This window comes from Rhodococcus jostii RHA1 (genome assembly GCF_000014565.1).
In the GTDB taxonomy this organism is placed as follows: Bacteria; Actinomycetota; Actinomycetes; order Mycobacteriales; family Mycobacteriaceae; genus Rhodococcus_F; species Rhodococcus_F jostii_A.
On the sequence record NC_008269.1, the window covers coordinates 386606 to 402383 of the forward strand.

The 15778-nt window shown below is 66.7% G+C and carries 17 protein-coding genes and 1 pseudogene; 13 read left to right on the forward strand and 5 right to left on the reverse strand.

Going from position 1 to position 15778, the window contains the following annotated elements:
- Positions 1-341 precede the first annotated feature (341 nt).
- Positions 342-1304: a hypothetical protein gene (locus RHA1_RS37545; protein ID WP_007298554.1), complete on the forward strand. Its 963-nt coding sequence runs from the start codon at positions 342-344 to the stop codon at positions 1302-1304.
- 219 nt (positions 1305-1523) lie between these two features.
- Positions 1524-1982, forward strand: a complete 459-nt coding sequence (locus RHA1_RS53750; RefSeq protein ID WP_007298553.1) for a hypothetical protein — start codon at positions 1524-1526, stop codon at positions 1980-1982.
- A gap of 795 nt (positions 1983-2777) precedes the next feature.
- Here the strand turns inward: RHA1_RS53750 and RHA1_RS47200 are convergent.
- Positions 2778-2951 (reverse strand): annotated as a pseudogene (locus tag RHA1_RS47200) (recombinase family protein); the annotation flags it as partial.
- A gap of 197 nt (positions 2952-3148) precedes the next feature.
- On the opposite strand from RHA1_RS47200, the gene RHA1_RS37560 reads away from it, so the two are divergent.
- The 4 genes from RHA1_RS37560 to RHA1_RS37575 all read left to right on the forward strand — a co-directional run bounded on the left by RHA1_RS37560 (position 3149) and on the right by RHA1_RS37575 (position 6850).
- Positions 3149-3364, forward strand: coding sequence for a hypothetical protein (locus tag RHA1_RS37560; protein WP_007298551.1), 216 nt, complete (start codon positions 3149-3151; stop codon positions 3362-3364).
- Positions 3361-3714 carry a hypothetical protein gene (locus tag RHA1_RS37565; protein WP_007298550.1) on the forward strand — a complete coding sequence of 118 codons (354 nt, stop codon included), beginning with the start codon at positions 3361-3363 and terminating at the stop codon, positions 3712-3714. Before RHA1_RS37560 ends, RHA1_RS37565 begins: the two co-directional genes overlap by 4 nt.
- Before the next feature lie 345 nt (positions 3715-4059).
- Complete coding sequence (locus tag RHA1_RS37570; protein ID WP_007298549.1) at positions 4060-5577, forward strand: M15 family metallopeptidase; 1518 nt, start codon at positions 4060-4062, stop codon at positions 5575-5577.
- 13 nt (positions 5578-5590) lie between these two features.
- Positions 5591-6850 (forward strand): glycoside hydrolase family 183 protein, encoded by a 1260-nt coding sequence (locus RHA1_RS37575; RefSeq protein WP_007298548.1) that lies wholly within the window; start codon positions 5591-5593, stop codon positions 6848-6850.
- A 245-nt stretch (positions 6851-7095) separates the two neighbouring features.
- Here RHA1_RS37575 and RHA1_RS37580 read toward each other — a convergent pair whose 3' ends face one another.
- Positions 7096-7392, reverse strand: a complete 297-nt coding sequence (locus RHA1_RS37580) for a hypothetical protein (RefSeq protein WP_007298547.1) — start codon at positions 7390-7392, stop codon at positions 7096-7098.
- A gap of 368 nt (positions 7393-7760) precedes the next feature.
- On the opposite strand from RHA1_RS37580, the gene RHA1_RS53755 reads away from it, so the two are divergent.
- Entirely contained in the window at positions 7761-7931 is a 171-nt protein-coding gene (locus RHA1_RS53755; RefSeq protein ID WP_007298546.1) for a hypothetical protein, read from the forward strand.
- A gap of 86 nt (positions 7932-8017) precedes the next feature.
- Here the strand turns inward: RHA1_RS53755 and RHA1_RS37590 are convergent, their stop codons facing one another.
- The 3 genes from RHA1_RS37590 to RHA1_RS37600 form a co-directional block, all read right to left on the reverse strand.
- Positions 8018-8365: a hypothetical protein gene (locus RHA1_RS37590; RefSeq protein WP_007298545.1), complete on the reverse strand. Its 348-nt coding sequence runs from the start codon at positions 8363-8365 to the stop codon at positions 8018-8020.
- Between the two features lie 193 nt (positions 8366-8558).
- A complete protein-coding gene (locus RHA1_RS37595) occupies positions 8559-9725 on the reverse strand; it encodes a lipase family protein (RefSeq protein WP_007298544.1) in 1167 nt (388 codons plus the stop codon).
- A 248-nt stretch (positions 9726-9973) separates the two neighbouring features.
- Positions 9974-10987: an esterase/lipase family protein gene (locus RHA1_RS37600; RefSeq protein ID WP_011599251.1), complete on the reverse strand. Its 1014-nt coding sequence runs from the start codon at positions 10985-10987 to the stop codon at positions 9974-9976.
- A gap of 367 nt (positions 10988-11354) precedes the next feature.
- On the opposite strand from RHA1_RS37600, the gene RHA1_RS37605 reads away from it, so the two are divergent.
- The 6 genes from RHA1_RS37605 to RHA1_RS37635 all read left to right on the forward strand — a co-directional run bounded on the left by RHA1_RS37605 (position 11355) and on the right by RHA1_RS37635 (position 15679).
- On the forward strand, positions 11355-11714 hold the full coding sequence (locus RHA1_RS37605) for a hypothetical protein (protein ID WP_007298542.1): 360 nt from the start codon (positions 11355-11357) through the stop codon (positions 11712-11714).
- 101 nt (positions 11715-11815) lie between these two features.
- Positions 11816-12037: a hypothetical protein gene (locus RHA1_RS37610; protein ID WP_007298541.1), complete on the forward strand. Its 222-nt coding sequence runs from the start codon at positions 11816-11818 to the stop codon at positions 12035-12037.
- Positions 12038-12577: 540 nt separating this feature from the next.
- Positions 12578-13225 carry a ScbR family autoregulator-binding transcription factor gene (locus RHA1_RS37615; RefSeq protein WP_007298540.1) on the forward strand — a complete coding sequence of 216 codons (648 nt, stop codon included), beginning with the start codon at positions 12578-12580 and terminating at the stop codon, positions 13223-13225.
- Positions 13226-14488: 1263 nt separating this feature from the next.
- The gene (locus RHA1_RS37625; RefSeq protein ID WP_007298538.1) at positions 14489-14803 is read left to right on the forward strand and encodes an ANTAR domain-containing protein; all 315 of its coding nucleotides are present in this window, start codon (positions 14489-14491) and stop codon (positions 14801-14803) included.
- A gap of 68 nt (positions 14804-14871) precedes the next feature.
- On the forward strand, positions 14872-15093 hold the full coding sequence (locus tag RHA1_RS37630; RefSeq protein ID WP_007298537.1) for a hypothetical protein: 222 nt from the start codon (positions 14872-14874) through the stop codon (positions 15091-15093).
- Between the two features lie 133 nt (positions 15094-15226).
- The gene (locus RHA1_RS37635) at positions 15227-15679 is read left to right on the forward strand and encodes a histidine phosphatase family protein (protein ID WP_007298536.1); all 453 of its coding nucleotides are present in this window, start codon (positions 15227-15229) and stop codon (positions 15677-15679) included.
- Positions 15680-15778: the final 99 nt, after the last annotated feature.

Sequence of the window (15778 nt, forward strand, 5' to 3'; positions counted from 1 at the left end):
GCGGTGGCAACACTCGGCGCCTGCAGATCCGGACCCCGCACACCCGCCGAGCCAACCGGCCCCACCTGCGGCGACCTCTCCAACACCCGCTGGGGCGACCTCTCCAACACCCGCTGCGTCGGCCCCGACGAGCATGTTCTTCCCTACCGTCGAACAGCACCGCACCCGGCCGGTAGGGACCCAACCGACGACACCGGAGAACAAGCTCGGTGTTCCGAGCGCACCAACACAACCGACGCTGCCCGGCCCACCACCCGGTACCAACCCGGATGCCGATACTCCCGTACCGTCGCCTCCGGTCCCGACGACCGCGCCGCCCACCGACGGCGGCACACCGCCCGATGAGTGAGAACTCGGCGCCAACGACACCGATCCACACCTGGATCGGTGTCGTCACCACGATTCTCGCCCCGACCACCCTGATCACGGCGCTGTGCTACTACTTCGGATACATCTACACCCGCAAGAAGCTCGCCTTCTTCGGCGTCGACTGTGATGCTCTCGGATTCACCTCCAGCGATTACGTGCGAGGCAGTGTCACTGTGCTGTACGCGCCGCTCCTTTTTCTCCTCGTCGGGTGGTTCGCGGCGGTCTGGGTCGGGGACTACGCGCGCCGCTCGATCAGAACCGGACAGCGGCCGCACCTTGTTCGCGCCATCGGACGAACCGCACTCGCCGCCGGGACAGCTTTCATGCTCACCGGGATCGTCGGCGTCGTGGCGGCCAGGTACACGGCCTCTCTCGCCCTCATCTCCTGGGCGTTCTCGCCGATCGCGCTCGGGGTGGGTGGTCTTCTCGCGGTGGGAGGTTACTGGGCATTGACCATCTCCACCACCACACCGAGCACGCACCACACCACTCCGACCGCACGAGTCAGCCAAGTCCTCGTGATTTCGGTGATAGTGCTGGCACTCTTCTCCGTCATGCACTCCTTCGCGTCCTGGCTCGGCGACGCGCAGACCATCGCCCACACCCTCTGGGCGAAGGAATCCGTGGTCTCCGTCGTCAGAGCAGAACGCTTGGATGTGCCAGCGAATCTGATCGCGGAGACTCTGGTCGAGACCCCGCCAGGGCAACCACCTCTCTTCCGGTACGAGTGTTTCCGAACTCTCGTTGCACGAAGCGATCTGTGGGTCCTTGTTCCAGCAAAGTGGTCAACTGACAACGGATACGCGGTGATTCTTCCCGCCGACTCCTCGGTCGTCAGCCTGTCCCGGTCGACCGATTTCAAGGACATCGCCGAAGCCCACACCGACATCGTGACCACGCCCTGGCAGTGCCCTGAACGCGCGCCGATCCCCTAACCGAATCAGCAGAACCGTACAGCGGTTGCACACCGCCTTCGCATCCAAAGGGCACCCCGATCCGGTCACGAGTCGAGGCGCCTTCCGTGTCATGCCGTTCGCCCGCGGTAGGCGCCGGTCGGTCGAATAGTCCTCCCCGAGACCGCGGCACGGTGCTGCGTCCCGCCTCCTTCGCCGGCATCGGGGGGCGAAGTCGTCATCCCCACCGACGACGAGGCGGTGTCCCGGCTCGGCCAGAGGGCCATCGACGCCTTGCGCGCCTACGAGAAGGCCGAGAAGGCCACCGGATTCGACCCGGCTCCTGGCCCGTCCCGCAGCCGCGGCAGCAGCAGGCCGAGGACAACCATCCCCAGCCCGAGGGCGAAGAAGTCGCCGGTGTGTTGCGCCTCGCGCAGGTTGGTGGCCGAGCTGGCTAGCCGAGGGCGGCTTCCCGCTGCTCCGGGGTTGCTGCAGCCAGTTGTCCGCAGTGTTGACCGGCACAAAATTCGCGCAGCTGTCCTGGTCGGTGGTCACCGCGGGGATGAACCCGAGCACCCCCACCATCAGGAACACCGCACCCACGAGCAGGACCGCTGCCTGGACCGGGGTGGCGAACAGGGAACCACGCTGGGCAGGCTGTACGGCATCGCCGAAACCCTCTGTCTCACTCAAAAGCTGTACACATCAGAGAGCCACTGAACGGAATACCCGAGAGCCCGACCCCGACCCCGAGTCCATGACGGATCGGGGACCCTATTCCGGTCGCGGATCGGGGAACCCCGGGATGGGAGCGTCGACCAACGAGTTGAGCCAGGTCAGCGCCTCGATGAGGGCGGTGACCCGACCTCGGAGTCAGGTTCACGTTCGGCGGGCACTCAGGTGCACCCGGGCGGCGCCGGGATCACCGGCCAGCAGGGAAGCACCGACCGCGCCACCCGGCTTTGCCGCGCAGGCAACTGTCGGGCATCGACGACCTGCCCGGCGCCCGTGCGGACCTCGAGGACGAACGACTCCCCCTCCCCGCGACACCCCGTCCGAGTCGGCGCCCCGCCCCGTCAAGGACCGAGCGTTCGTCATCGGGCGCCGATGACCACCTGCAGTCGGCTGGTGGCCAGGCCTGCGGCTTCGACCTCCAGACCGTCTACAACGACGTCGGCGGGCGACTCGAGGGTTTCGTGCACACCGCGGACTTGGGCCCGTACGCCGACCGGATCGGAGACGCCGCCTCGGCGAAGCTCTCCCTGCGGGCCTGCGTGCTGGCTCGGACCTCCGGAAAACGTTCCTCGAATTCGTCGACGTCAGCCAACCCGCCCACCCCGACGCCGACAGCCCGGAACTGTTCCCGTTCTGGAACCGTGCGCGTGAGGAACTGTGCCCCCGTATCGGCACGGCTGGTGACGAACCGGCGTACGGCGGTTTCGCGACGCTTCCAGGCCAGGGACCAGCCACGACCACGACGGACCATCCTTACCCTGATCTCACGCCCATTCGCCAATTCCGGCAGGCTACAAGGGGGTTCAGCAGACCGGGCCGCTGACGATCGGTACCGGTCAAGCCGTGATCAACGCAGATCCGTTCCAGTGACACCCCGAGCTCGAGCCCGAGCTGAGCGTGCTGTGCGGTCAGGCCTTGCTGATCGGTGGACACTCGTGCATACCCGATGTACATCGCTGATTACCGGTCGCGCAGCGGCTCGGCCGGTCCGGAGCGCGGGCCCATCGCAGTCGGCATCGAGGGTGCGGACGTGTTGCCGCCCGTCCTGACCGGTTCTCAGCCCAACCCGGAGACCGATGCGTATCTGAGCCGTACCTGGTACGGCTTTCGAGGTAGACTGAACGGGCCGAGATCACCCTCAGGAGGACATCATGAGTAAGGACGACGTTTCCAAGGTCACCGCGAACCTGCCCAACGACGACATCAAGACGCTCGACGAGATCGCCAAGCGGCACGCCTCGACCAAGACCAGCGCCCTGGTCCGGGCCATCCGCACCACCGCCTACATCGACGAGGCCGCCGCCAACGGTGCCAAGGTCTTCATCGAAGAGCCCGACGGCACCAAACGGGAGGTCGTCTTCAAGTGACCGAACCCGACGGGCCCACCGTGCCCGCTGAGGACGATGTCACCGCCCGGGACGACACGACCGTCGACGAGGTCAACGTCGGCAGCACCGACCCCCAGGTGACCGAACAGCCCGAGGTCACCATCCGGCGCCTCGACGAACGCCAGGAGGACACCCGTAAGGCCCTGGCGATCGGCCTGTCCGTGGCCACCTTCCTCGTCGGCCTGATCTACCTGCTGGTGCCGCTGTGGGCCGGCACCGACAAGTGGGATCGCGCCAGCAGCCCATTCCAGGTGGTCTTCACCGCGATGGTGGGCCTGACCGGCAGCGCAATCGGCTACTACTTCTCCTCGCGCAATCCCCCGTCGTAACCGATGGGGGAACACGGAGCAGCCCCGCGCCGGGGTCCCGTCCCCATCGACCTCGATCCCCCTGCTCACTGCTACGCCGACCCTCAGAGGCGTTCCACAGCACCGCGGTCATCCGGCTCGGTCCGCCGGGGCAACGCGCCGGCCGACCGGGCCCCGGGGAACGCGTACGGCACGCCTCGCGAAATTTTCCCGGCTCGGGCGTCACACTGAAGCTCAAGAGAACCGGGCGGGGCGTTGGTGTCGGTATGTGGTCCTATCGTCCGGGATGCACGAAGCGACACACAGCCGCGGCGGGAAGCGGAAGCAGTGCAGCCAGGACCGTGGTGACGACGGAGGGTGAGCGCGATGGGATTTCGCAGCTACAAGGGGAACACAATCTCCGAGAACGGCTGGCGCATCTGCGATACCGGCGAAATCGTCAAGCCGCTGGTGCCCGGCACCGACAACGTGCGGCCGGAGGTGCGCCGGGGCGCGGCGGCGACGATCCTGATTGCCTGGGCGGCGCTCTGGCACCGGCGGGTCTGGCGAATCGACAGCTACCGGCCACGCGACTACTGGGGATTCAGCTGGGACAACGATATAGCTAACAGCAACCACCTGAGCGGGACGGCCGTGGATCTCAACGCCACCCGTTTGCCCTGGAAGGTGCGGGCGTCGGTGAACATGCCGGCCGACAAGATCGCGGCGGTCCGCCAGATGCTCACCGAGTTCGAGGGCACGGTATTTTGGGGTGAGGACTGGGCCACCAAGGACCCGATGCACACCCAGATCAACCTCCCCGAGGGTGACACCCGCCTGGATGCCTTCGCGACCCGGCTCGAAAACGGCTACCTCTGGGTGTATGGGCCACCCGACCTGGACGCGTTCCCCCTCCCGGCGGGGTATTACTACGGTCCGCTCGACGGACCCGCCGAGTCGATCAGCGGCCTGTTCCCCACCGACCCGCAATCCTGGAAGGACGGCCTCAGGCGCTGGCAGAAAACCTGTGGCATACCGGAAACCGGAATCTGGGACACCGGCACCGCCCGCGCGGCAACGGCGCTGCAGATCGCGAACGGATGGCCGGTGACCGGCTATGTGTTCGAGGGCGAATGGAATGTCGTGATCCGCCACGGGCAACGCCCGGATCTCGGCGGACCGGTCACCCCGCCGACACCGCCGGTGGTGCGCGGCAAGACCTGGGCGGATGTGTCGCAGTATCAGATCACCCCGGTCACCGACGCGTACCCGTACGACATCTTCTGTTTCCGGTCCAACAGCGGGAACATGCGCGATACGAAGTTCGCGGCGAACCACGACTGGGCGGTGCGTGCGTGTCAGGACGGCCGGCTGCGGTTCTTCATCGTGTACTGGTTCTTCCGGCCCGGTCAGGCGAACATCGACTTGCTGATGCAGATGGTCACCGAGCAGGGCGGGCCGCATCCGCGGATGGTCGTCATGGCCGACGTCGAGGACGCGGCCGGGGCGATCACCGGGGACCAGTCGGCGGAGGTCAACGACGAGATCCGGCGGGCACGCGAATGGCTCGGCGAGCGGCGGGTGATCGGCTACTGGAACCCGGTGTCGAACGCGGACCTGTGGCGCACCCGCCCCCCAGGTCTCCGGTTGGTCACCCCCAGCTACGGCCGGGAGCCCGGCTCGCCGAAGATCAAGCCGGACGGCTATTTCGCGCACCAGTACACCGACAACGGCCCGTGCCCACCGTTCGGCCGCTGCGACCTCAACTACACCCACCTGAGTACCGACGAACTCGACGCGATGCTCGGCCTGGGGCAAAGCCCCCCGCCCCCGGGTCCGGAACCGTTCCCGGTCGACGACGCGGCGCTGTGGGACTACATCGCCGGGGAGGTTCTCGGCCGATGACACTGGTGCGGTCATGAAGATCAGGGATCTCACTCCGGTGCCGCAGTTCGGTGTCGGCGGGACCGACTTGGGCATCCCGGTCCGGGTGCCCACGGGCGAGATCGGATTCTTCTTCGGTGACACCTTCGCCGAGAACCGGGTCGGCGGCCCCGGCTGGCGCAGCCCGGTACTGCTCTACAGCCACACCCACGACCTCGATGACGGGGTGCGGTTTCACCGCGCCGCCGGGGGCAACCCCGCGAAACAGCTCTGGGACTACCCGCACAACAACCCGGAGTTCAGCACCGTACTGCCGACCGACGCGATCGTGATCGGCAGCCGAATCTACCTGCACGTCCTCGTGGTCCGGGGCCTGCCCGACACGCGGTGGACCGAGATCCAATACTCCGACGACAACGGCGAGACCTGGACCCACGGCGGACCCAAGGCCCGGTGGGAAGGATGGGAATTCGGCGGTCACCGCCGGATGCTGACCTGGGAACGCGGCGGGGACGGGTTCGTCTACGTGATGACCACCGGCGGCCTCGAACGTGACAAGAACGTGCTGCTGTTCCGCTGCCCCGAGGACCAGCTGCTGAACCGGGACTTCTACGAGCCCTGGGGATTCAGCCACGGCGCCTGGGCATGGGGCAATCCACCCACCCCGATCCTGCCGGTCGGCTCCAAGGTCGGGGAGCTGTGCCTGCGCCGAATGCAGAACAACTGGGTGCTCAGCTACTTCAACGAAGCCGAATACAACATCACCATCCGCGTCGTCGGACAGATCACCGACAACTGGCACACCGCTCCGACGTTCCGGCCGGTGAGGGGACCGTCGGGGAATGGCGGCCCCGACGTCGTGACCCGCCTGTACGGCGGATATGTGCACCCGGACAGCACGTTCGACAACTTTCACATCATCGTGTCCGAATGGGCCGAATCCGGATGGCCGTACCGGGCCATGCAATTTCGGGTACAGGTACAACCCGCAGTACCGATCGAGGAGGACGAACACATGAGTGCACGCGAAGTCGCCGCCGCGTTCCGGGACGACCACCCGGTCGCCCTCTACGACGGATCCGGCCGCAAGCTCGATCTGCGAGAGGCCATCGCCGAGATCTTATGGAAGGAGGTCACCAACCTCGGTCTCGAAGGCCGCCCGGTGCCGGCGGACCGCAAGGACGATCAGTTCGGCCACATCCTGTCCACTCACGCCCTGGCCGAGCAGAACAACAAACTACTCCGGGCACTGTGCGAGAAGGCGGGCATCGACGTCGACGAGGTCCTCACCTGAACGGACCCAACCGCCTCACCCCCGTGGCCTACGCGGTCAACGAGTACAAGTTCACCACGTCAGCGACAACCAGGCCGCGGCGGCGTGGTACGCCCACTCGAGACGGTGATGGTCCGTCACGACGTTCTGTTCGATGCAGCGAAACAGCTATCAGGACTTGATGTTCGGATGTACGCACGCTACCGCGGGACGGACGCGGAGGCGATCATGAACCCGCTCGACAGAGCGGTAGCCGCGGCGGCGGCTCAGCGACCCGAATACAGCTCCCCGTTGGTGGCCGCGTACTTGGCATCGATCGGCCGGCGCTTGAGTTTCATGGTGGGGGTCAGTTCGTCGCCGGACGGCTCCCAGATGTTCGGCAGCACCGAGTGCCGCTTGATCTGCTCGACCCGGGACAACTTCGCGTTCGCGGCCTGCACCGCCTCCTCGACGGCGGCGAGCACGACCGGATCCCGTGCGAGTTCCTCGTGCGTCTGCGCGGTCAGCCCGTGGCGCTCGGCGAACGCGGCGAGACCGTCGGGGTCGAGCGCGAGCAGCGCCACGTTGTACGTTCGACAACGCCGCCGCGGTTCGGAGCAAGCTCGAACACCGACACGAGCACTGACCGCATGGACGAACCGGCTCCGACCGGCGCCCCAAACAACGAAAACGACAACGCCGGAATATGGAGCCGAACCGGCGCCACACGATCCCCCTCACCGCCCCGAAAAGGTTAACCACTGCACGCCAGACCCCGACGGCGTGGCGCGGCGCCGGACCCTCTTGGGTGGCGGTCAGAACGCCCGATGCATGAGGAAAAGATCAGCCATAGCCACCGACTACGACGCCCCAAGAGTCACCGAATCCGGACTAGACGGGCACCTCCCTCGAGCAGCTCACCGCCCGCCGCAAAGACACCCAATCCTCGGTCGTGGACGTCGAAGACAGAGTCACCGCCGAGTCCTTCGAACTGTACGGCGCCGACCGTCCGGTGAGGAACTTGCCGTCCGCGTCATCCCCGAACCTCACCAGTCGCTCCCTGCTCCGCCACCGCAGCCACCTCGCCGACGCCGCGCAACAGATCTGCCGGGACTGCGCCTGAACACGTCGGACCGACCAAGGACTCGGTCCGCATCGCACACCCTCGATCGCGCCGCCACGATCCCGCTCACGCCAGGGGGATGGTCTTCACACGCGGCCGAAGAGCTGCCGCACCCCGCCGTCCTCATCGACCGCATACAGCGTAATCCCCAACAGATCGAGAATCCGTTGCGGTGCCCGCCCCGCGGCGTCCACCGATCGCGGCTCGTCCTGCACGACCAGCGCAAACGACACCGACTGATCCGCCTCGCTCGGCATCCGCCGCACCAGCTGCCCGATGGCGGTATCGACGTCCAAATCCGGCGCGGCGCTCGCACCCTTGACCTCGGCGTAGAGCCGGCGGCCGGCCTTCTCGGCAACGATGTCCACGACATCCGTGTCGGCAAGCACCGTCCAGCCCTGAGACGACAACCACCCCGCGAAGTCCCGGGCCACCCGCGCCTCCTCACCTGCCGTACCGCCACGGTAAGGCAGAAACGTCAGTTCAGGCCGGTTTCCGCGCGACACGGACCCCACGGTCGCGCGATACGACGCTCATCCCCCGAACCCGGTCCGGATCAAACCTGGAATCGCCTTGCTGCTAGTAGCATTCGTTCACAGGGGGACTCGGCCGCGCCGGGTCCGTGGGTCAGCACCGTGTCGGGGCGGGCTCACCCCGGAACCGTGCCGCGATGAACTCGTACGCATCCGGGAAGCCCACCACCGCGGTGGTCATGTGCTCGGAGATGTCATAGGGCACGAACGTCAGCGTCGCTCCCGCCGCGCAGTACCGGTGCGCCACCTCCGCCACCGAATCGAACGGGGTGAGCCCATCGAGCGTGCCGTGCCACATGTACACCGGCGCCGTGGGCACCCCCTCGAAATAGCGGAGACTGTTCTCCCGCAACACCTGACGCGCCGCCGAACTCGCCATCAGACTCCTCGACGCGGCCAACTGCCCGGCGTTGCGGAAAGCGCCGTGGAACAGCAGGAACCGCCGGCACTCGTTGCTCATCCAGTCCCGCAACCACAGACCGGTCTCATTGAGTTGCGAGGACACCGGCAACCGATCCGGGTACTCCCGCTCGAGGCCGATCGCCGCCGCGAAGGCCAGCCCGAACCCCGGGTGCGGGTTGAACCCCAGCCCCTCGGCCATCTGCTCGAGATCCGCCGGCACCCCGCCCTGCACCACCGCCGCCAGCCTCAGCTCCGGGGCATAGGTCGGCGCGAGCGCCGCCGCCCACGCACTGGCCATTCCCCCACCCGAGTAACCGGCCAGGGCGACGGGACTGTTCGCCAGGCCCAGTTCGGTCACCCGCTGCACCGCACGGACACTGTCCAGGGTGATCATGCCGCCGAGCTTGGCCGCACCGTACGCACCGGTCGGGCCGAGGTGGTCGGGCACCGAGACCGCCCACCCCCGCTGCAGACCCAGCAACATTCCCGGCGATTCCTGCATCTCCAGGTTGAACAGCGCCCGCGAGGGCGCGCACTTGGTTCCCAACGAGTTCACGATCGCCTGATACGACACCAACGGCGGATTCGCCACACCCCGGGGCAGGAGCACCGTGGTGACCGCCAGAATCGGGTTGCCGGCCGAGTTCGTCGACCGGAACGCGACCTGCAACCCGTCGGAGTTGGCGTACATCCAGGTGTCGATCCGCCGCGTCCGCACCACATCACCCGGCGCCGTGGCCCCGAGATCGGCGGGAGCGAGGTAGAACGGGTCCGGGTCCGGCCACGGATACAGCGGTTCCGCGCTCGCCGGCACCGGAACCGCCATTGCGAGGAAGAGGACACCGAGCACCGCCGCCATCAAGACCCTGAAACCTCGCCGCACCACGTCCTGCTCCCTCTGCGCCCCCTCGTCAGGACACGGTGACTGTATCCGCGCGGGCACCCACACCGTTACCGGCTCGATCCGCGGCGACCTCAGCGACAGGGCCTAGCGAACACCCGCGTGCAGGTCCGCATCCCGCTTCATGCCGGCGCTCACCAGCCGCGCCGCCGCGCCCGCCGTGGTGCCGTGGTGCCGCGACCCGTCAGACCGCGACGCCGCAGCCATCAGAACTTCTCGGTGAGGATCATCTCCAGTACCCCCGTGCCCGCCGGGACCACGGTGCACGGCGGTGCCGGCGCCTGTGCGGGATCGAGCACACTCATCACCAGTTGCAGGGTGTACTCGTCGTAGGGCATCCGGAAATGCCCGGACTGATTGGACGGGCAGAGATCCCCGATCATCAGGTTCGTCGCCGACCCGTCGCGCAACGCGATATTCGTCGCCGGCTGAATGACCTCGTCGAGCCACGAGCCGATCGTCGTGTACCGGGTCCCCGCAACGGTGTCTCCCACACCATTGAGGTCGTCGAGGAACGATGATCCCTGGGCCTGCTGCTCCAACGCGGGCGACACCAAGTCCGGGGGGATTGCCCTTCTCGCCCACTGCATGCCGCCGGGAATCTGCTCGAGGACCGGAACGAGACCGAACAGGGTGCCCCCGTAGGTCGGTGAGGCAAGGCCGATCCACTGATCGACCACCGCCGCACCACCGAGCCGGTTGACGTAATAGCGGGCCACCGTCGCCCCTTGCGAGTAGCCGACGATATTGACCTCGGCGGCGGCGGTCGCGGCGCGGACGGCAGCCACGAACTGTGCCAGCTGGCCGGCGCTGACCGTCATGTCCTCGGTTCCGTAGTTGTCGCCCCCGGGCTCGCCGCCGTAATTGAGCGCGAACACGCAGTACCCCGCGGCGGCCAGTCGCGGACCGAGAGCTGCCCAGTCCGAGTACGCGTTCGAGTCCGTGCCGTGCACCAGCACCACCGGCCTCGGATGGTCGTCGGTGGGGATACAGGTGAAGTCGTTGACGCCGGGCGGCACCGATCCCGGGTGCTGCCGCGCGTACCGGGCGGCATCGGGATGCTCGCTCTGGGCGGGACCGGCTCGGTCCGGGACCTGCCATACCGAGCTCGCCCCGGGTAGGTCCGGAACCTCCTCCGCCGCCGCGACCGGCGCCCAAAGAAGGCCCGCGGCCAACCCGACACCCGCGGCCGCCCACCTCATCTGTCGATATGCCCGCATCCTGCCGCTCCCTGCCCTGCCTCCACGGCCCGAACATTCGTGCCGACACCACTACCCGAGCACCCCGGAACCGGGTCGGCTCCGGGGACAGTGTGGAATACATTGAGCGCAAACGCTATTAGGTCAACCGTCCAGTTACGCTGGGTCGCATGCCATCCGGGAACACTCCAACAGTGCAACCATTGGCGCATCCGACGAGGCCATCCTGCGGGTTCGATCACTACCGCCCAGTAATGTGACGTATGCCACAGCTAGCGTTGCGGAGATGCCTTACCCTGCTGAGAAACACACACCCCATAAGGCTTCCCCAAGAATCGACACACAGAGTGAGTCGGAACCCGCGCCCACTCGATGAGGTGCGGTCGCCATGACCACAGAACAGCTGGTCCGCAACCCCATCGTCACGGGCCGGGTCACCGCCGATATCGCCAGCCAGTCGCCCCGAGACGTTGTCGCGGCAATGTTCTCGTTCGACCTCGACGACGGGAAGGTCGACCTCGACGCAGTCGAACGGATCCGAGAGCGCGAATTCGACGACTGGATTTCCGCCACCGCCCGGTCCGGCCTCTTCTCCCCGCAGGAGATCGAGGCCCTGGCCCGGTCATGGCACGCCGACCCCCGGTCACTGTTCGAGGCGCTCCTCACCGACGCCGACGACATGACCCGCAAGCGCTACGAGATCGCCTGGGACTCGCTCGACGAGGCCGACTCACTCGAATACGCCTGACGGTGGCGACAACCGACGATGGAACGCCTGATAGCCAACACACCCACCCACAATGAGCGACGAAAAACGTTGAGGTGAACGGCAAGGGAGGACGGAACCCGATGACGAATGCGACCGTTCCAGAGCAGTTGCTGCACGCCGTGCAGGACCGCACCACCGAGATGCGCCGATGGTTGGAAACCGACAACAACAGCGAAACGCTGATGGCGCACCTGCACGACGAGCCGGTCGACGCAGCGTGGCTGCGCACCTACCAACGCCTGGGCCGCGACCTCATGTCGGCCGTCGGAAACGCGCAGGAGCAGTTTCCGCGACGTCGATGAACGCCGAACAGGACAATGCGGTCGAATGGGTACGAGCCACGCGCGCATCCTTCGAACCTTCACGCCCACCGAGCACACAGCGGTTTTCAGTCTTGGGTCGACCTGACACCTACCCCTTGGCAACGGCGGAGGCCTGAAGTCCCGTTCGTCGATCCTTCGGGTGTGGGGCGACTATTGCACGATCTCCGCAGTGTGGTGAAGTCCCCACTCCCGGCTTTCGCTGCTCCCGGAACTCGCGGGCCGGTCGTCGGTGGGACCTCCGATCTCGGGGCGCCGACATCCTTGTGCCTGAGTTCCCACATTTCTGGGGTGCGCACTGGGGACGACGTCGTGGGACCAGTACTTGTCGACGAAATCCGAAATCGGGGCTGCGGGTCATCTTCTACGAGCCCGGAAGCCTCGCAGAATAGGGGGCCACCCGGAACATCATGCGACGAACCTCCACATCGGGTATGCATGTGCAGGGCGTCGTTCAACCCCATTCAGGACGGTTCACGACAGCCGTCCGGTCGATGATCTCATTACTAGAAGGGCAGGTGAATGGCCGCCCAGAAGCGAGCAGAAGTCACCCGCCGCGCATTGCTCCATGCCGCGGCCGAGGTGTTCACCCGCCACGGCTACGCAGACACGAAGCTGAGCGAGATCCTCACCCAGGCCCTGACAACCAAGGGGGCCCTGTACTTTCACTACGCCTCCAAGGAAGAACTCGCCCGCGCCGTCATCGAGGAGGGCACGAGGCGGTTCACTGCCGTGTGCACCCCGTATCTCGACTCCCCCACGCCGGCATTCGAGGCCATGATCGGCATCTCATTCGTCACGGTCGACGCCGCCCTCAACGACCCGGTGATGGGGGCAACATTCCGCCTCATCACCGAAATGGGCGACTACCGCAGTTCCGAGACGGACACCTTCGCCACCTGGATATCCACCTACCAACTCCTGGCCCACAGAGCAATCGACGAGGGCGACCTGCGCGAGGACACCGATCCGGACGCCGTCGGTCAACTCCTCGTGGAACTCTTCGCCGGGGCACGCCTCCTGGCGACGGCCACCGACAACCCCACCACCCTGCCGACGCGGACGGCAATGGCGTGGGATCTTCTCCTCCCGGTGCTGGTGACCACCCCAAAGATCGACTACTTTCGACAATTCGTCACCCGGAGGCTGCCCACGGTGCGCCTGCCGTGACGGGTGCTGTGTCAGGAAGCTTCGTCTGAAGTGCGGCCGGACCGCCACCGAACGCAGCCACGGCAACCGCCGACCGGACTTCACGCAGGGTCCGCGCCAACTTATGCGGGGGTCAGTGGCCGCGTTCGCGTCGAACCCGATTTCCTCCCCACCGCGGTCACCCGGATATTCCTGTGGCACAACACCGTCTAACAACCCAACGTCGACGAGGACCAGGAGTGGCCTCCACACCGGCGTGCACCCCTCCCCCGCGCGGCCGGTTGCGATATACCAAAGGGAATGGCTACGCCCCGACCAACCCGGTCGCCGCTTGCAGCGGCGTGACGTGATCATCCAGGTTACCGACGACAACGAGTGGATCTTTCCCGCCCGCGGTCGTGGACCCCGACGCCATCGCCATTCCCCATACCCGCCGCGCGGTCGCCCATCTCATGCCCACCCGAATCGACCTGGATCATCCCGGTGCAGGACACCGAGAAAATTCTCACCGACCTCGGACACCCCAACACACGGCTGGGAACCGACCACCAAATCGTCTCCCCCAGCCTGCGTGCCGCACTGCTCAGACTCGGGAATCTGTGACACGGCGTCTCACTCGCAGTCAGACCAAACCCCAGGCGGGCCGGCACCGGCAACACCGTCCCGCCCCCAAGGCTGTCGATCCTGCCTTCCGCCGATCAGACCCGGAACCAGCACGACGCCAACGACATTCATCCAGGATTCCGGGGCGTTGACCACGACGGCACGACACGTGGCCAACCGCTCGCCGGGAGCCTGCACGACTGCCTCCAACACCGCACCCACTACCTGGCGGCGAATTGCGTGGCCGCGGTATGTGACGAATCTTCCTCCAGCTTGATATCACAGCCAACCTCGATGTCTTTCCGGAGCGTCAGTGCACGTCGTGATCACCCGCATCTGTGCGCCTCGGTCTCCAGACCGATGTCTTGTCACACACCGCAGTAGTGCTGCTGTTGGGCACGGCCGGGACTATCGGACTGACCGCGGGCCTGTCGAACGCTGCCGATCCGTGGCGCAGACCCCCGACCAGGCATGATCGGCAACTTCCTGCCCGACCTTGCTATGACGCTCGCCCTCGGTGGGGCCTGCTTGGTCGGCCGGCCTATTCCCGGGGCGCACCCGTTGGTATTTTCACCTCCTCACCTGAGGCGTGAAGGCCGCCATGCGCGGGTACGCCCCATTGGACCGTCGGCCCGATAATCGGGCGACGAGTGACGCCATACCGCGGGAGATGATGGCACGGTGCCCGAACCCGACTCGATCACTAGTCAGGCCGGGCTGGGTGTCCACCGCGCGCGGGATGGACGGGAAACCCTGTCGGTGGCGGAGGGCATCCTGATCGCCCTCCTCCGTTGCAGCCAAACCGACGCATTCGACGAACTGCTCCGAGTCGCGAACCGTCACCACCTCAGCGTGCTGACCGTCGCCCACGCTCTGGTGGACCTCGCCATCGACGCCCACCCACCACTGGGATCCCCCGAACGACACCCGAACGCACCCGGCGCGTTGGCCGAGTGGGAGTCACGTCTCGCACATTGGCCGGAATCCTCTCGGTAACCGCGTCCGGCACCTCCATCAGCCGGTGCTGCTTGGCAGAGCCCCAAGGGCAGCGGCAGGATTGAACCATGTCCATGAACGAGCCGTTCCTGCCGATCACACACGTAAGTGGCGACGAGATCGGCGCCGCAGACCCGGGATTGGGCGCCCCCGGCACCCCCGCACCGCCTACCGACGACGACACCGAGGAGAAGGAGCACGAATTCGAGGTCCGCATGGAGCAGGCCCGCGGCGCGAAGCAGATCTTCCGCCCCCCCGAACCCTCACCCGACCGGCCCACCTCCGACTGACACTCGCGATGCACGGGACACCTGGCCGTCCTGCCGCGTCCACATCCCGGCATTGCGAAATCGTCACGATCCCGCCAGGTCCGGCGCCTATGCTGGCCCGCACACCCTCGCTCTCGTCAGGGAAGGCTCTGGGATGTTCGTCCTGCTCCGGCACGCCCATGCGATAGGAAAGCAGAGCTGGCACGGGCCCGACGCCCACCGTCCCCTCAGTGCCCTGGGCCAGGAACAAGCTGCCGGGCTCGTCGAGACTCTCACCGGGGTCGAGCTGCGCGTCCTGTACTGCAGCCCGACCACCCGCTGCCTCGACACCCTCGCCCCGTTGGCCGCCGCCCACGGCCTTGTCATCCACGAGCACCCGCTGCTCACCCCGGACGCCGCCGCCGACGATCTGTTCGCCGCCCTCGACACCGTCGACCTGGACGGCACCCTGTGGTGCACCCACGGCGAAACCCTCACCGCGCTCGCCGCATGCACCCGCACCGACGGGACCCGCGCATTCCCCATCGGTGACACCGCAAAGGGTGGGGCCTGGCTGCTCAATGCCCACAACCCGCCGCGCTACATCGACCCCGATCCGCCGCAGTAGCCTGCTTCGGCGGTGGAGATCGCCGCTACGAAAGTGCGACGAGCGACTTCGTGTCGACGACCCGGGAGATCCAGCAACCGCTCAACCCGGGGACGCCGT